The sequence below is a fragment of the Arthrobacter sp. SW1 genome, from assembly GCF_001766675.1.
Classification (GTDB): Bacteria; Actinomycetota; Actinomycetes; order Actinomycetales; family Micrococcaceae; genus Arthrobacter.
Window position 1 is genome coordinate 301,488 of record NZ_MJLT01000023.1, and the last position, 15,170, is coordinate 316,657.

17 protein-coding genes are annotated in these 15,170 nt (G+C 66.7%); 8 read left to right on the top strand and 9 right to left on the bottom strand.

The genetic code is table 11. From position 1 onward, the window contains the following. Positions 1 to 107: 107 nt before the first annotated feature. Complete coding sequence (locus tag BIU82_RS11420; protein WP_070349586.1) at positions 108 to 542, bottom strand: Hsp20/alpha crystallin family protein; 435 nt, start codon at positions 540 to 542, stop codon at positions 108 to 110. A 211-nt stretch (positions 543 to 753) separates the two neighbouring features. Between BIU82_RS11420 and BIU82_RS11425 the strand changes: the two genes are divergently transcribed. Beyond that, the gene (locus BIU82_RS11425; RefSeq protein WP_070349587.1) at positions 754 to 1,350 is read left to right on the top strand and encodes a dihydrofolate reductase family protein; all 597 of its coding nucleotides are present in this window, start codon (positions 754 to 756) and stop codon (positions 1,348 to 1,350) included. On the opposite strand, the gene BIU82_RS11430 is transcribed toward BIU82_RS11425, so the two are convergent. The 4 genes from BIU82_RS11430 to BIU82_RS11445 form a co-directional block, all read right to left on the bottom strand. Beyond that, positions 1,347 to 1,946: a dihydrofolate reductase family protein gene (locus BIU82_RS11430; RefSeq protein ID WP_070349651.1), complete on the bottom strand. Its 600-nt coding sequence runs from the start codon at positions 1,944 to 1,946 to the stop codon at positions 1,347 to 1,349. The genes BIU82_RS11425 and BIU82_RS11430 overlap by 4 nt on opposite strands. Positions 1,947 to 1,957: 11 nt before the next feature. Further along, positions 1,958 to 2,863 carry an alpha/beta hydrolase gene (locus BIU82_RS11435; RefSeq protein WP_070349588.1) on the bottom strand — a complete coding sequence of 302 codons (906 nt, stop codon included), beginning with the start codon at positions 2,861 to 2,863 and terminating at the stop codon, positions 1,958 to 1,960. Positions 2,864 to 2,909: 46 nt separating this feature from the next. Beyond that, positions 2,910 to 4,427 carry an MFS transporter gene (locus BIU82_RS11440; RefSeq protein WP_083292290.1) on the bottom strand — a complete coding sequence of 506 codons (1,518 nt, stop codon included), beginning with the start codon at positions 4,425 to 4,427 and terminating at the stop codon, positions 2,910 to 2,912. 105 nt (positions 4,428 to 4,532) lie between these two features. Next, positions 4,533 to 4,724 (bottom strand): three-helix bundle dimerization domain-containing protein, encoded by a 192-nt coding sequence (locus BIU82_RS11445; protein ID WP_070349589.1) that lies wholly within the window; start codon positions 4,722 to 4,724, stop codon positions 4,533 to 4,535. A gap of 116 nt (positions 4,725 to 4,840) precedes the next feature. Between BIU82_RS11445 and BIU82_RS11450 the strand changes: the two genes are divergently transcribed. Then, the gene (locus BIU82_RS11450) at positions 4,841 to 5,896 is read left to right on the top strand and encodes a DNA polymerase IV (protein WP_070349590.1); all 1,056 of its coding nucleotides are present in this window, start codon (positions 4,841 to 4,843) and stop codon (positions 5,894 to 5,896) included. Positions 5,897 to 5,898: 2 nt separating this feature from the next. On the opposite strand, the gene BIU82_RS11455 is transcribed toward BIU82_RS11450, so the two are convergent. After that, the gene (locus BIU82_RS11455) at positions 5,899 to 7,353 is read right to left on the bottom strand and encodes an NCS1 family nucleobase:cation symporter-1 (RefSeq protein WP_083292302.1); all 1,455 of its coding nucleotides are present in this window, start codon (positions 7,351 to 7,353) and stop codon (positions 5,899 to 5,901) included. A 194-nt stretch (positions 7,354 to 7,547) separates the two neighbouring features. Continuing rightward, entirely contained in the window at positions 7,548 to 8,318 is a 771-nt protein-coding gene (locus BIU82_RS11460; protein ID WP_070349591.1) for a DUF6299 family protein, read from the bottom strand. Between the two features lie 354 nt (positions 8,319 to 8,672). Here BIU82_RS11460 and BIU82_RS11465 point away from each other — a divergent pair, with 354 nt between their 5' ends. Genes BIU82_RS11465 through BIU82_RS11480 form a run of 4 tightly spaced genes read left to right on the top strand, consistent with a single transcriptional unit; the run spans position 8,673 to position 10,639 of the window. Beyond that, the gene (locus BIU82_RS11465) at positions 8,673 to 9,002 is read left to right on the top strand and encodes a DUF3040 domain-containing protein (protein ID WP_070349592.1); all 330 of its coding nucleotides are present in this window, start codon (positions 8,673 to 8,675) and stop codon (positions 9,000 to 9,002) included. 10 nt (positions 9,003 to 9,012) lie between these two features. After that, the gene (locus BIU82_RS11470; protein ID WP_070349593.1) at positions 9,013 to 9,309 is read left to right on the top strand and encodes an SHOCT domain-containing protein; all 297 of its coding nucleotides are present in this window, start codon (positions 9,013 to 9,015) and stop codon (positions 9,307 to 9,309) included. A gap of 29 nt (positions 9,310 to 9,338) precedes the next feature. Continuing rightward, positions 9,339 to 9,779: a universal stress protein gene (locus BIU82_RS11475; protein ID WP_070349594.1), complete on the top strand. Its 441-nt coding sequence runs from the start codon at positions 9,339 to 9,341 to the stop codon at positions 9,777 to 9,779. 5 nt (positions 9,780 to 9,784) lie between these two features. Then, positions 9,785 to 10,639, top strand: a complete 855-nt coding sequence (locus BIU82_RS11480) for a universal stress protein (RefSeq protein WP_083292291.1) — start codon at positions 9,785 to 9,787, stop codon at positions 10,637 to 10,639. 205 nt (positions 10,640 to 10,844) lie between these two features. Here the strand turns inward: BIU82_RS11480 and BIU82_RS11485 are convergent, their stop codons facing one another. Further along, positions 10,845 to 11,711 (bottom strand): universal stress protein, encoded by an 867-nt coding sequence (locus BIU82_RS11485; RefSeq protein WP_070349596.1) that lies wholly within the window; start codon positions 11,709 to 11,711, stop codon positions 10,845 to 10,847. Positions 11,712 to 12,118: 407 nt separating this feature from the next. On the opposite strand from BIU82_RS11485, the gene BIU82_RS11490 reads away from it, so the two are divergent. After that, positions 12,119 to 12,805, top strand: coding sequence for a response regulator transcription factor (locus BIU82_RS11490; protein ID WP_070349597.1), 687 nt, complete (start codon positions 12,119 to 12,121; stop codon positions 12,803 to 12,805). 11 nt (positions 12,806 to 12,816) lie between these two features. Here the strand turns inward: BIU82_RS11490 and BIU82_RS11495 are convergent, their stop codons facing one another. Further along, a complete protein-coding gene (locus tag BIU82_RS11495) occupies positions 12,817 to 14,559 on the bottom strand; it encodes a GAF domain-containing sensor histidine kinase (protein WP_070349598.1) in 1,743 nt (580 codons plus the stop codon). Positions 14,560 to 14,680: 121 nt separating this feature from the next. On the opposite strand from BIU82_RS11495, the gene BIU82_RS11500 reads away from it, so the two are divergent. After that, positions 14,681 to 15,154, top strand: a complete 474-nt coding sequence (locus BIU82_RS11500; RefSeq protein WP_070349599.1) for a pyridoxamine 5'-phosphate oxidase family protein — start codon at positions 14,681 to 14,683, stop codon at positions 15,152 to 15,154. Positions 15,155 to 15,170: the final 16 nt, after the last annotated feature.

The following is a 15,170-nucleotide window of genomic DNA, read 5'->3' on the forward strand; positions in this document are numbered from 1 at the left end:
TCCGCGCTCTCTGCGGCTAAAGCACGACGGCGTCCGGCTCCTTTCGAACGGAAGGAGCCGGACGCCGTCGGCGGCTGTGTTCCGGCCGGCGATCTGCTTCAGGCCGCTCAGCCGCGGCGGATCGGGATGGTCCGCTTCGAGCCTTCCTCGCCGCGTTCGGGCAGCGGGGCCCGGATCTCCAGCACACCGTCCTTGTACGTGGCGCAGATGTCCTCTTCGTTGACTCCCTTCGGCAGCGGAATGCTGCGGAACATCGAACCGTAGCGGAATTCGGAGCGATAGCTGTCGTCCTCCTTCTTCTCGCTGCTTTCCCTGCGTTCGGCCTTGATCTGCAAGGTGCCGTCGGTGACGGCAATCTCGACGTCCTTGTCCGGGTCGACGCCCGGCAACTCCGCACGCACGGTCAGCACGTTGTCCTTGATCTCTTCTTCGACCCGCATCATGGAGCGCTCGGGTTCGCCTTCGAAGAGCCTGCGGAAGGGCTCCATCAGCTCCATGGCGTTGCGGCGGTCGAACGGCGGCCACCGCAGAAACTCATTCATGGTTCCTCCTGTGTGGATGTGGCTGTTGCCCCGCCCGGCGGGGCGCGGATCCGGCACTCTCCATAGGCACCACCTACTTCCTTTTCCACTTAACCCGCGTCAGCGGCCGGACGGTAGGGGCCCCGGCAGATTGCTTCCCCGGCGACCCGGTTCCCGCTAGCGTGGGCGGTGCTGACGTGCACGCGACGAGCCACCACTACCGGAGGAAATCATGAACACTGTCACCTGCGACCTCACCGTTTCCCTGGACGGCTATGTGGCCGGCCCGAACCAGACCCCGGAAGAGCCCCTCGGGGAGGGCGGCGAAGAACTGCACCGCTGGATGTTCGAAGAACCGGAGGCCAACGCGGAGGCAGTCAAGGGAATCCTTGAATCGGGCGCCTACATCATGGGACGCAACATGTTCGCCGGGCCGGGCGCCGGACCTTGGGCCCCGGACTGGCGCGGCTGGTGGGGTGAAGAACCGCCGTACCACGCACCGGTCTTCGTGTTGACCCACCACCCGCGCCCGCCCTTGAAGATGGAGGGCGGAACCACTTTCCATTTCGTGGCGGACGGGATCGAGTCTGCGCTGGCGCAGGCGCGGAACGCCGCCGGTGACCGCAACATCGCGGTCGCGGGCGGCGCGGAGACGGCCGCGCAGTTCCTGTCAGCCGGGATCATCGACGAACTGCGGCTCCACATTGCCCCGATCATCCTGGGCGGAGGCGCCCGGCTGCTCGACGGCGTCGGGAAGCTGAAACTGGAGCCGACGGAAACGCGCGGGACGGGTCTGGTGACCCACATCCGTTACCGGGTGACGCGTTAGCTCCTGAGCACGGTGGGCACGTACTCGAGGAGTTGCAGGCGGCCGTCGAAGGTGCGGCTGTCCACCATCTCGAGGAGGACATCGGGGTATCCGTCATAGATCCGCTCCCGCCCGGTGATCCCCGTGATCACCGGGAAGACAACCAGGCGGAACCTGTCCACCAGGCCGGCGGTCAGCAATGAACGGGACAGGCTGATACTGCCCAGCGTGCTGAGGGGTCCGACGCCGTTGCGCTTCATTTCGCGCACGGTTTCCACGGCGTCCGCCCGGACGAGTTTCGAGTTCGGCCAGCTCAGCGGCGCTTCGAGGGAGGCGGAGAAAACCACCTTCGGCACCGCCGCCAATCCGCGGAGCGCGGCGCCTTCGGTGTCCGAGAAACCGGAGTCTTCGGCGGCCGCCTGCTCGGACATTCCGGACATCACGCGGTATGTGTTGGCGCCCATGAGGAAGGTGTAGCCCTTCTTTTCCTCCTCGCCGAGCCAGGCCAGGTATTCCGGGGCTTCCATGCCCCACCAGCCGGGCCAGCCTTCGGCCGAGGCGTAGCCGTCCAGCGAGATGATCAGATCCACCATCAGGGCGGACCCTTTGCCGTTCATGGCTGCCTGGTTCATGGCTGCCTCCCCGCTTGCGGCTGGGACTCAAGAACGGACCGCAGGGTAGCGCCGAACTCGGCCGGCTTGCCGGCGTAGGGATTCTCCGGCCCGCCACCAGCAAAGCCGCCGTGGTGGCTGGGGAAGACAACGGGCGGCGTGCCGAGCCGCTCGGCGACCGCTTGCGCGGTCCGCGCCGTGATGGTGTTTCCGGTTTCTTCGCCGATGCCCAGGACCACCCGGGCCGGAGAGGCCTTGACGGCGTCAAGGTCGTACTCGTAGCGGGTGACGGTCAGGCTGCGCTCCGACAGCAAGGGATCGTTGCGGTTGCCGTCGTCCTGGACCGGCATCCCGAACATCGCGGGGTCCGCCGGCGGCTGCGCGAAGTACTCGCTGGTGAACTCGCCGGGCCACATGGTCAAGGCGATGAACTGTGCCATGCCGTGGCCGAAGCCGGCTTCCTGGTAGCTCTGGCGTACCTTCGCGAAGGCCCGGTCCGCCTCCTGTGCGTCACCGGGAAGCACCCAGGTGGAGGGCGGCTCGTGCGCCACCAGGATGTTCACGTCGTCCGGGTAGCGCGCCACCCACGCCAGGCCGGCTACGGCTCCGCCGCTGCTGCCGAAGACGTCCACCTTGCCCGCACCCAGGTGTTCCACCAGGGCGTGGAGATCATCCGCCTGGTCCTCGGGCCGCTGGTCATTGCGCCCATCGCGGCGGACACTGCTTCGGCCGAGGCCACGCGGGTCATAGGTCACCACGGTCCGCTCCGGGAACTGCGCCGCCAGGTCCGCGAACCCTTCCGCCGTCATTGGTTGGCCGATCATCACCAGGACCGGCCGGCCGCCGTCGCCCGGCTGCGGCCCGTGGACGTCATAGACCAGGTCGACGTCGGCGAGCTCCAGGGTGTGCGTTGCGGGGGTCATGTGAGCCTCCTTGCGGGCTGTCCATCAGGGTTGGTTTCGCTTCCGTTCACGCTTCCCCGGCTCCTACTTCGCCCGGGGGCTCCTTGGCTGCGGCCTCGGCATAGGACGCCGACACCCGGCGGTACACCGGAGTCAGGAAAGCCAGCAGGGCGGTGACGATCATGATGCTGCCGGCCACCAGGAACACCAGTGCGATGCCGCGGGATACCCCTTCGCCAAGCAGCGGCTCCAGCGCGGCCGCGCCCTCGCCGGAACGCGCCCACGGGATGATCCAGAACTGGGCGATCGGGGCGATCAGGAAAGCCGTGACCGGCGCCGCCGCGGATTCGAAGGCCATCGCGAAGCCGAACACCCGGCCCTGACGGTTGAGCGGCACCACCTGCTGGATGACGGTCTGTTCGGCCGCTTCCACCACGGGTACCAGCACGAGGTAGAGCCAGATGCCCAGGATGTACAGCCATGCCCATTCACGGACCGTGAACAGCGCGCCAAGGACGCCCATCACCACCACGGCGAGGAGCATGGACCGCAAGGGATTCCTGCCGAGGCCGAACTTGCCCACCAAGGCGCCACCCACGATGAAACCGGTGGAGCCCAGTGCGAAGACCAGGCCCCAGCCTTCCACCGGGAACATTTCCAGCCCATAGGGATCCATCAGGGCCATGTACACGCCGCCGATGAAGTTGTTGAAGGTGGAAAACAGGATCAGCGCGAACAAGCCGGCGATTGCCAGGACAGCGGCGATCGAGCCGCGCAGGTCGAACGCGCCGTGGGCGTCCGTGGCTGCCACGCGCACTTCCTCGGGCATGCGCAGCGTCAGCAGGTGCGCGAAAGCGAGCGCCGTCAGGGCCACCGCCACGACGACGGTCCAGCCCATGCCCAGCAGGCCCACGGAGAGTCCGGAGAGCACCGAGGTGACGATGAACGCCAGCCCCTGCACCATGCCCACCATCCCGTTCGCGTTGGCGCGGCGGTCAGGCTCGATGAGGATGGTGACGGTGGTGGACAGTGCCACGTTGCGCATGTTCTCCACGACGGCACCGATGAGGATCACCAAAGTGAAGACCCAGAACCACGGCTGCCCCAGGTCCAGGAGCGCGGCCTTGGGAAGCAGCGCGAACATCACGCCGGACAGGATGAACATCACCAGGGTGAAGACCGCCGCGAAACGCATGACGGCAAGTTTCCGGTACCGGTCCACGAAGGTGCCGAAGCTGATGCTGGAGAGCGCGATCAGCAGCATGTAGGCGCCGCCCACCACGCCCGTGGCGATCACGTTCCGCGTCTCCAGGTACACCCAGAACGTCAGGGCGAACCAGAGATAGCTGGTGGTGATGTTGGCGAGTGCGGTGTTCACCAGGATCCCGGTGAACGTCCGGGAGCGTTCGGCGGGGCTGCGCAGGGAGGTGTCGACGGCGTCAGGATCCAGGAGCCCTGGAATTTCTTCTGTTCCGGCCTCCGCGGCAGGAGTCACCGCCGCGTCCGTGCGGACCTTGCTGTCCGGCACCGCGGCGCCGTGGGGAACTGCAGCGGCCCCGGGAGGGGCCGGTTCCTGCCCGGTCATGCGTCCCAGTGTACTGACGGGGTCCGGGCGTGGGTACCGTCGGGTGAAACTGCAGAGACTCAGTTCCGAAAGGGCGGCGGCCTGCGTAGGCCTGCCGGGCGGGCATCAGCCCCTGAGGCGTGCTTTGGCTGCCCGTTCGACAAGGAGGGGAACAAAATCACGGATCCGGCCGTCGTCGAGCTTGCTGTGTTCCTCGGCGACCACCGACTCGATCTCGGCGCGCGGCTGGTCAGGAAATTTCCCGGCAAGGCGGTCAACAACGGCCAACAAAGCCAGGACTTCAGACTCCATTGTCATTGGAAAAGGATGGTCCCCCGCGGTCACGGCGTCAATGGTTTCCTCCTTGCCTCCGGGGACCCGGTGCTTGCTCCCGCGGATTGGGGCACACTGTTCCTGTGGGCGGAATCCGGTGGGTGCTGCACGTTGACCTCGACCAGTTCATTGCGGCGGTCGAGGTACTCCGGCGGCCGGAGCTCGCGGGCAGGCCGGTGATCGTGGGCGGCCACGGTGATCCGAACGAACGTGCTGTGGTGTCCACCGCGTCCTACGAAGCCAGGGCCCTCGGTGTGGGTTCCGGCATGCCTTTGCGCATCGCCGCCCGGAAAGTCCCCGAGGCGGTCATCCTTCCCGTGGACCACGAGGCCTACATGGAGGCATCCGATGCCGTGATGGCCACGCTGCGCTCGCAGCCGGGAGCCACGGTGCAGGTCCTGGGCTGGGACGAAGCCTTTGTGGGGGTCGAGACGGAGGACCCGGAAGCCTATGCCCGGAGCCTGCAGGCGGCGGTCCTGGCACGGACCCGGCTGCATTGCAGCGTCGGGATCGGCGACACACTGGTCCGCGCGAAGAACGCCACGGACTTCGGCAAGCCGGCCGGCATCTTCCGCCTCACCAAGGAGAATTGGCTCGATGTCATGGGCGAAAGGCCCACGAAGGAGCTGTGGGGCGTGGGAAACAGGATCTCCGCACGCCTGGCCGCGCTCGGCATCACCACGGTTTCCGGGCTTGCCGCCGCAGATCCCCTCAGCCTGGTGCCGGAATTCGGCCCGAAAATGGGGCCATGGTACGCCCAGCTCGGCCGGGGTGACGGTACCGCCGTCGTCGACGACACCCCCTGGACAGCGCGCGGGCACAGCCGCGAGACCACTTTCCAGCAGGACCTCACCGAGGCGTCCCAGGTGGACGACGCCGTCCGGCAGCTGACGGCGCAGGTGCTGGAGGATGTCGCGGCCGAAGGGCGGCCGGTCACCGGGCTGACCCTGAAGGTCCGCTACGCGCCCTTCGTCACGAAGACCCATGCGAAGAAGATTCCCGAAACCTCCGATCCGGAAATCGTGCTCGCCCGCGCCTTGGACCTTGCGGCTGCGATCGAGCCGGACCGGCCGGTCAGGCTCCTGGGATTGCGGGCCGAGATGGCCATGCCGGACGATGCCCGGAAGGGACACACGCCGACCCGCAGCGGTTGGTGACTTCAGCTCAGGACAGTTCCTGGACTCGTTTCCGAGGCTGCCGCCGCCCGCACCGATTCGGCCAGGGTCGTGTCGTTGCGCGACATGGCGTAGTGCACCGCCGCGGCCAGGATGGCTCCGATGAACCAGGAAAACGCTGAGAAGGCGGCGAGGGCGGGAAGCAAGGCAAAGACCACGGCCGGAACAGCCGAGACCATAAAGGAGAGGATTGCCTTGCGGTTCCAACCGCCCGTGTAGCTGTAGTAACCGTCCTCCCTGAAGAGGTCCGGCACCACTACGTGCTGCCTGCGAAGCACAAAGTAGTCCACCATGATGATCCCGAACAACGGACCCAGCAGCGCTCCCAGGCCGCCGAGGAAGAGGTTGATCACCACCGGGCTGTTGAACAGGTTCCACGGGGTGATGACCAGGGCGATCATCGCCGAGATCAGGCCGCCGCGTTTGAAGTCGATGCGCGAAGGCCAGGCATTGGCGAGGTCGTACGCCGGCGAAACGAAGTTCGCCACCACGTTGATGCCGAGGGTTGCCACTGCGAAGGTGACGGCACCGAGCAGGAGCGCCCAGATGCTGTCGATCCGGCCCACGATTTCAACGGGATCGTAGATGTACTCGCCGTACACCTTGAACGTGCCCGCCGTAACCACCACGGACACCACGGAGAACGCAATGAAGTTGACCGGAAGTCCCCACAGATTGGCCGTCCATACCGCCCTGCGAGAGGGGGCGAACCGTGAAAAGTCGCAGAAGTTCAGCAGCAGGGTGGAGAAGTAGGTCACCGTGAGGGCGGTAGCTGCGAAGAAGGCGTGCGTCACGCCCCACGTCGCGTTGCCGCCGGGCAGGTCGAAGGAAATGTCCCAGCCGGCGTTGATCAGGATGTAGATCACCAGCAGGCCCATCACCGCCCACACCGCGGGGCCGGCCCAGTCCTGGAAGCGCCGGATGGTCTCCATGCCGTTGCGCAGCAGGAGCAATTGCAGGGCCCACATCAGCAGGAACGCCAGCCAGCCCAGGGTCGATTCGCCCAGGAAGTCATTCTCGGTCAGGGCGCCCAGCTCCGGCCAGATTTCGAGCGCGATGATGATCACGGCACGGGACGCCAGCCACGTCTGGATGCCGTACCAGGCGATCGCCACCAGGGCACGGATCAGGGCGGGCAGGTTGGCGCCGAAGGTTCCGAAGGAAATCCGGGCGAGTACCGGGTAGGGCACCCCGGTCTTCTGGCCTGCGTAGCCGGAGAAATTCATCAGGAAGAAAACGATCAGGATCCCCGCAACCAGGGCGAGGAAAACCTGCCAGGCCCCCAGGCCCAGTGCGAAGAGACCTGCGGCGAATGTGTAGCCGCCGAGTGAGTGGATGTCCGACATCCACATCGCGAACAATGAATAGAAACCCCAGGAGCGGTGTTCGGCCGGCGCGAGATCTTCGTTGTAGAGCCGCGGGCTGGCCCCTGTTGGCATGACGTGGGACACCTGTTCCTCACTTTCAACACCTTCATGCGGAAAGTCGGTCCGGAACCCTTTGGACCCGCACCGGCAGCGCATCCAATGCTGTCAATATACCCAGCGCGCGCCTGTGGAAACAGGGGTTGTGGACGCGGAGGAGGGCGCACGGGGTGCACGCCCTCCCCCTCGGGATGCTCCGCTACAGCCGGCTATTTCCTGCCGCTGAGGAGGATGACGCGTTCTTCGAAGTCAACGCCGCAGGCGAACATCCCGCAGGCCACGGCGAAGGTGACGCTGGCCGCTTCGCCGCCCTTGAAGACACCGTTGGAGCCCACGATCTCCATGGACCACGGCCGGGTGACGCCGTCGCATGTCAGGCCGGCGCCGCCGGCGCCGGTGATCTTGAACCGCCCCACCTGCTGGGTGAGTTCGGCGTTCAGGAAGGCGAAGTCAGCGGCACCCGTGCAGCTGACCTGCCCGCTGATGATCGCCGAACCGGTCCTGGAGAATTGGCCCGTCGGGTTGACGGTCACGTCGAGTGCGGGCGGAGGTGGAACCTCGTCGATGGTCAGTTGCATTGCCCCGCCGTTGCCGCCGCCGTCGCTCTGGTCATCGATCACGGCAATCGCGTAAGTTTGGCCGGCGACGGCGGACCAGGACGCCGCTCGCGGCGCACAGGCCTGCACGACGAATGATCCGGGACTGCCGCTGGCGATGAAGACTCCGGCGCCGTAGCCGGACTTGCTCACATCGGCCACGAGTGTGGCATTTTCGGTGGCCGTGAATTCGTACCAGACACTCGCGTCCATGGCCGGCGCACCGCACGTCCCGTTCAATTCGGCATCAATGGCATCCGTCGTTGCCTCGGACGTGTCCTGGGTGAGGGTGGCCGGGAACGACGGGATGGCGATCCGCCCGGCGTACGTGTCATTGTCCGGCGGTGCCGCCGATGCCGGAGCGGCAGCTCCGAGAACAGTCATTGCCACGGCAAAGGGTATTGCGAGGAACTGCAATTTCATGGAATTCCCTCTCAACCTAAGGCGGCCTCCCGCGCCGGATTTATGAAAATCGCCAAACGAAGTCATCGAAGACTATTCCCCCGGAAATCCGTGTAACAACAATTCAAAAAACATTCCTTCGGACTTTTCTTCCTCGGTTCAGGATTCCTTGCTGAAACGGAGCCTAGGCATATTGGGACTAATCTTCCCGGGTTATTTCAGCCGTCGCAGGCTCCGTGACTTTTGGCCCTGTTGCCGCCACCGGCACGCCACCATGCTTGGAACAAAGGCGACCGCGACACATGTGGAGAAAGGAACTCCGGGAAGGAGGGAACGATGGCCCTCACCGATCACGAGAAGCGCCAGCTGGAGATGCTGGCCGCCCGGCTGCTGCAGGAGGATCCGCGCCTGGCTGCGAAGCTGTGCGGCGGGCCGGCCGAATCCGTGCGCCCTACGCACCTCGCGGCCGGAGCTTTCACCCTCTTGGTGGGGTCGTTCGTCTTCCTGGCAGGAATTGCCGCCCAGTCAACACTCCTGGGCCTCCTGGGGTTCATCATCATGGCGTCCGGAGCGTACCTGATCTTTGCCCGGACCAGCCTGCGGCTCAGGCGCCGGCCTGCCGCACCGCCCGCGGAGCCGGGCGATCCAACAGCCGGCACGATGTAAAGGACCTGCCATGTATTGGAACACGCAAATGGGCGGCTGGGGTTATGTGCTGATGGCGGTGACCATGCTGTTCTTCTGGGGGACGCTGATCGCCGCCACCGTCCTCTTTGCCCGATCCCTCTCCAGGCCGCAGCAGCCCGGCCCGCAGCAGCCCGGCCCGCAAGCGGCCGGACCCTACGCCGCTTTCCCGACGCCGGCCGCCCGCCCGGCCGAGGACATCCTGGCCGAACGCTTCGCGCGGGGAGAGATCAGCGCCGAGGAGTACCAGCGGTCCCTCGCGGTCCTGCGGGGCCGCCCGCAGACATAGCAGCCCCGTTTCGACAGCCAGGAGGAACCATGGAAGATAACGGCAACGGCAGGATCGTCGTGGGCGTGGACGGATCGGAGGCTTCCATCGAAGCCCTCCGTCAGGCACAGCAGCTCGCAGCCTCCTTGGGCCTGCGGGTCGAGGCCTCCGCCTTTTGGGACTATCCGCAGATGTACGCCGGGTACGTGGCCATGGGCATTGAACGCTTTGAAGAGGCCGCCGGAAATACCCTCCGTGAGGCGGTCGAAAAGGCCTTTGGCCCGGAGCTGCCGGACAACGTTGTTTCCCGCCTGGTCCGCGGCCACCCCCGGAGCATGCTCATCGAGGCCAGTAAGGACGCCGACATGATTGTGGTGGGCCGGCGTGGCCATGGCGGTTTCGGCGGCTTGCTGCTTGGCTCGGTGAGCTCGGCGGTGGTAGCCCACGCCCATTGCCCGGTGCTCGTCGTCCACGCGCCGGAGAAGGAGTGACCGCCATGGGGACAATCGTCGCAGCCTACGACGGCTCACCGGAGGCGGCCATCGCCGTGCGCTGGGCCGCGCGGCAGGCGTCGCTGCGGAACGACGCACTCACCGTGGTCCATTGCTCCATGTGGCCTGCCTTCACGCATGACCTTGGCCCTGTTCCCGGCATCGCCGACAGCGGCCTGCGGCATGCGGCCGAAGCCGTCCTGGCGGAAGGCGCGGTCATCGCCCGCGAGGAATCCCCCGGCGTCCCGGTCACCACTGTGCTGAAATACGGCTGGGCCGCCGGGCTGCTGCGCGATGTCGCCGGCGGGTCCGGCGCCGCCATGCTCGTGGTGGGCAGCCGTGGCATCGGCGGATTCATGGGCCTCCTGCTCGGTTCGGTGAGCCTTGAACTTGCCGCCACGGCGGACTGCCCCGTGGCGGTCATCCGTGAGGGAACGCATCCGGACGGGCCCGTCGTCGTCGGTATCGACACCGCGCACCCGCATTGGGAACCGATCGTCCGGCAGGCCTGCACCCTGGCGACGCTCACAGGGGCGTCCCTGAAGATTGCGCACGTCCACGCCAAGCACGGCGGAAAGCGCCACACTGCACCGCCCGGGCCACACCGGCCCGAGGAAGTGCTCGACGACGTCGAACGCACCGTGCGCCGCTGGTCACCCGTGCTCGACGTCAAGGCACACACGCTCCCCGGAAGCTCGACGGCGGGGACGCTGCTCGAGGCGGCGCGCGATGCGTCGGCGATTGTCGTCGGCGCCCACGGCACCGGGGTGGTGCAGGGAAGCATGGGGTCCACCGCGCATGCGGTGCTGCACCACGCCCTGTGCCCTGTGGTGGTTGTCCGCCCGGTGGAAGAGTCCTAGGACGCGTCCCCGGGCTGCCGCCCGCAGGCCTCCACCGCGCTCGTCACCGTCGGAGCACGCACAATGACGCCCCGGCCCCCAGGTCCGCGAACATAGCCTCCCGCCTGCCGCCGCGGCGCGGCGCATCGCGGCGGGCGGGGCCGGCGGCTCCGGCGGCCATTCCGGGGCGCCCTTTCGCTGTCCGGCGAGCGGCCGCCGTCGACCGCTACTCGCCGTCCTTGGCCGGGACCAGCCTGGTGACAATCGCCGGGCACGGCAGGTGGGAGAGCACGGCGTGCGCCGTGGAGCCCATCAGAAGCCGTTTGAACGCGCCTTTGCCCCGGCTTCCCAGGACGAGCAGGCGCGCATTTCCCGCAGCCTCCACCAATGCCTTCGCCGGCTCGGTGTCCACCGCGAGGACCTGGTGCACCGTGAGGTCCGGGTACTGCTCAGCCAGGCCGGCCGCGGTCTCGGAGAGGACTACCCGTTCCTCTTCCGCCGCCTGCTCGGCGAGCGCGCTCCCGGGCAAGCCGTGCGGCACCCTGAAGCGGGGGCTTCCGAAAGCGTGCAGGATGGTCAGCTCCTGGCCTTCCCGGTCGGCTTCCGCCGCGGCGAAGGCGACCGCCTGGACGGATTCTTCCGAACCGTCCGCACCGACAAGCACGCCGCGGCGGCCGTCGTCGTCGATGTTCCTGCCGATCACCGCCACAGGACAATGGGCGACGGCGGCAATCTGCAGCGCCCGGTCCGTCACCGCACCGCCGAAGCCGGAGGCACCGGTACCGACGACGACCATGGACGCCTTGCGGGACTGCTTGCGCAGCACGTTGCCAACACTGCCCGACGCCAGTTTGGTGGCGACGTCGACGCCCGGCTCGACTTCGAGGGCCCTCGCCCTCGCCTTCTCCAGCAATTCCTCGCCGAACTTCCTGATCGCTTCGACGAAGGCGTAGTTTTCGTAGGACCAGCGGTCATCCAGGGCGTGCACCAGGAGCACCGGCAGCTTCAGCGCCGCCGCCCTGTGCATGGCCCAGGCAGCCGCGGCCCTGCTGGCTTCAGTGTCGTTGACCCCGACGACAAGTGGATTCTTCATGGTGTTCCCGTTCCTTTGTCCGTGTCCTGTATGCCCAGTGTTACGCTCCGGCCGTGGCGCAGTTAGGGCCGGAAGTCCTCTCGCCGCGCTACCGTGGCCGGTCCAGGGACACTGTTTCGAGGTACTCAGGAACCCCGGCGCTCCAGCCGAGGATGTCCGGAATCGCACCGTCGCGGCGGAGCCTGGCCAGATACAACAGACCACTCCCCCCTCGTTTGGCGACCCGGTTCACGACGTCGGCCAACCCGCTGGAGGAGCCCGCCGGCGGATACTTCAGGGCCGAACGTCATGAACGGGGCGGGGCCCTTCGGCCCTTGTAAGGGATCCGGCACGGGGGAAGGATTGGCTTTGCCGGCGGGGACATTCCCGGCCAGGCGGCTTATCGATGTGCGGGGGACGGGAGAATCATGGACAACCAGGACGTTATTCGCAGGGACTCCGAAGGAGCCATCCGGGTGTTCATTCTCGACGACCACGAACTGGTGCGCCGGGGCCTCCAGGAGCTCCTCGAGAGCGAAGGCTTCATCATTGCCGGAATGTCCGGTTCAGCGGAAGAAGCCGCCCGCCGGATCCCGGCGCTGCGGCCCGACGTCGCCGTCCTCGATGCCCGGCTGCCGGACGGCACCGGCATCGAGGTCTGCCGGGATGTTCGCTCGGTTGATCCGTCCTTGGTCTGCCTCATCCTCACCAGTTACGACGACGAACAAGCCTTGCGTGGCGCCGTACTGGCCGGTGCGGCCGGGTATGTGATGAAGGAGATCGGCGGGACAGACCTCGTAGGTGCGCTCCGCCGGGCTGCCCGCGGGGAATCGCTGTTCGATGCCGGCTTGAAGGCCAAGATCGTCCAGGGCCTCACTGAGCCGGAACGGGTTGATCCCAGGGTCGCCTCACTGACGCCGCAAGAACGCAAGGTCTTGGAACTCGTCGGCGAGGGACTCACCAACCGCCAGATCGGCGAACGGATGATCCTGGCGGAGAAGACAGTCAAGAACTACGTGTCATCCATGCTGGCCAAACTCGGATTCGAACGCCGCACCCAGGCCGCTGTCTTCATGGCCCACGGCCCCGACGCGGAAAACAGGCTCGGCCGCTGAGAACCGCCGGGCTACGGCAGCGGAACCGCCCATTCCAGCAGCGTCCCCGACTCAGGGATGCTTGTCACCGCGAAGGTACCGTTCAGTTCGCGCGCGCGGCGCTCCATGTTGGCTAAACCGTTCCCGGGCGTTGGATCGCTGAAGCCGCAACCATCGTCCTCCACGGCCAGGCGCAGCCTGCCGGACTCGGCGGAAACCGTGACGCTCAACGATTCCGCTCCCGAATGGCGTACGACATTGCTGACTGCCTCGGAAATGACGGCCAACAGATTGGCCGCCGTCCCGTCGTCGACGATCAAGTCCACCGCACCGTTCAGGACCAAATGGGGAGCGAACGGCAAGGAACGCGTGGCGGCCCGGACCGCCTGGAGAACACGGCTGCTTAGCAGCGCCCGCTCTCCGGCGCCGGCACGCAAGGAGTAAATCGTGTCCCGCAGCTCCCGGATGGTTTCATCCAGTTCGCCGGTAATGGAATCGATCCGGGCCAGGGCCGCTCCGTCGCTCGTGAAGCGCCGCAGGCTCTGGATACTCAGCCCGGCAGCGAAGAGCCGTTGGATCACGATATCGTGCAGGTCCCTGGCGATCCGGTCGCGGTCGGTGAACAACACGAGTTGTTCCCGCAGCCTGTGCACCCGGTCGAGTTCCAAGGCGAGCACCACATGGGAACCAAAGACCGCGCCCATCTCAACGTCCGTGGCGGAAAAGCGGCCCGCACCCCGGGATTTCACGAGAATCAGGAGTCCGTGGTGCACGCCGTGTGAGCTGAGGTCGATCGCCAGCAGCTTCCCCAGGCCCGTTTCGCGCCCCTTACCGTTGCCCAGGAGCTCGCGGGCGTTGTCGATCTGGACGGGCGGGCCGCCGGCGGCCACCGCCCGCAACGCTTCGGATTCCAAGCGCAGGACCTTCCCGGAGAATTTGCCGGCCGGTTCGCCGGAGGCACCCAGGACTGTATAGGACCCGCTTTCCCCGGCCGGAATCAGGATCAGGGAAAGATGGGCCCCGGACTCCCGCAGTGCCCGGTCGGCGATCAGGTCCAGCCCCCAGTTGCTCTCTTCCAGCGGTTGGTCCTGCCCGAGTTCCTGCCTGCCGCCGAGCATTTTGCCGGTGACGTCCATGCAGGCCTCCAGCCAGGACGCCCTGCGCCGGGAATCTTCATACAGGCGGGCATTCTCGATCGCCACACCGGCCGCGGCGGCCAAGGCGACCGCAAGATCCTCGTCCTCGGGCGTGAAATCCTGTCCGTCTTCCTTCTCCGTCAGGTAGAGGTTGCCGAACACCACGTCCCGGACGCGGATCGGCACGCCGAGGAACGATTTCATGGGAGGGTGATGGGCGGGGAAGCCATAAGACTTGGGGTGCTCCTGCAGGTCGTGGAGCCGGAGGGGCATCGGCTCGTTGATCAGCAGCCCCAGGACGCCGTGCCCGGTGGGGCGTGGGCCAATGCGCCGGGCGAGGTCCTCGTCGATGCCCACGGTGACGAAATGGCTCAGCGCCTTGTCTTCACCTATCACCCCCAACGCCCCGTACCGAGCCTTCACGAGGCGGCAGGCAGAGGTAACCACCCGGTCCAGGACGGCCTCAAGGCTCAGGTCCTCGGCGACGGCCACCACGGCTTCCAGCAGTCCGCGCATGTGCTGCTGGGCGTGGAGCAACTCCCCGGCCTTGGCCAGGAAGTCTGAGAGCAGTTCTTCGATCCGGATCCCGGCGACCGGAGGGTGCCCGGCCCGTTCCGGGTCCGGACTGGACGCGTTCATCGGCCCCTCCCCATCGTGTCCGAAGCCAGCCTACCCGGGAGGGACCCACCCTTCCAGCCCCTCATCCGGCGAAGGTCTTTGTGCCCTGTTGATGTCCGTGCGGCGGGCGTACGGTCAGGCCATGACTAGCAAAGAAACATCCGTGCCAGGGGTTGAAGACCTGTCGCCCGAACAATGCTGGGAGCAACTGCGGGGCGTCTCCGTCGGGCGGCTCGCGGTCTGGGTGGAGGACCACCCGGACATCTTCCCGATCAACTACAAGGTGGACCACGGAACGCTGGTCTTCCGCACCGGGGAAGGCACCAAGCTCCACGCGGCCCTGGGTGGGGCGGCGGTGGCGCTCGAGGCCGACGGCGTCGACCAGGACTCCGGAATTGCCTGGAGCGTCGTGGTGAAAGGCCAGGCCGTCGCGGTGAAGCTGACCCAGGAGGTACTCGACACTGTGGGGCTTCTGCTCTTTCCCTGGCAGGCGGGGCGGAAGGATGCCTTCGTCAGGATTGTCCCGACGTCGGTAACCGGCCGCCGCTTCAAGGTGGCACCGCCGCTTACCTGGTGGAGCCCTTTGGACGATGCCACCCGGGCAGGTTTGGAATGACCACGGAGCACCAGGA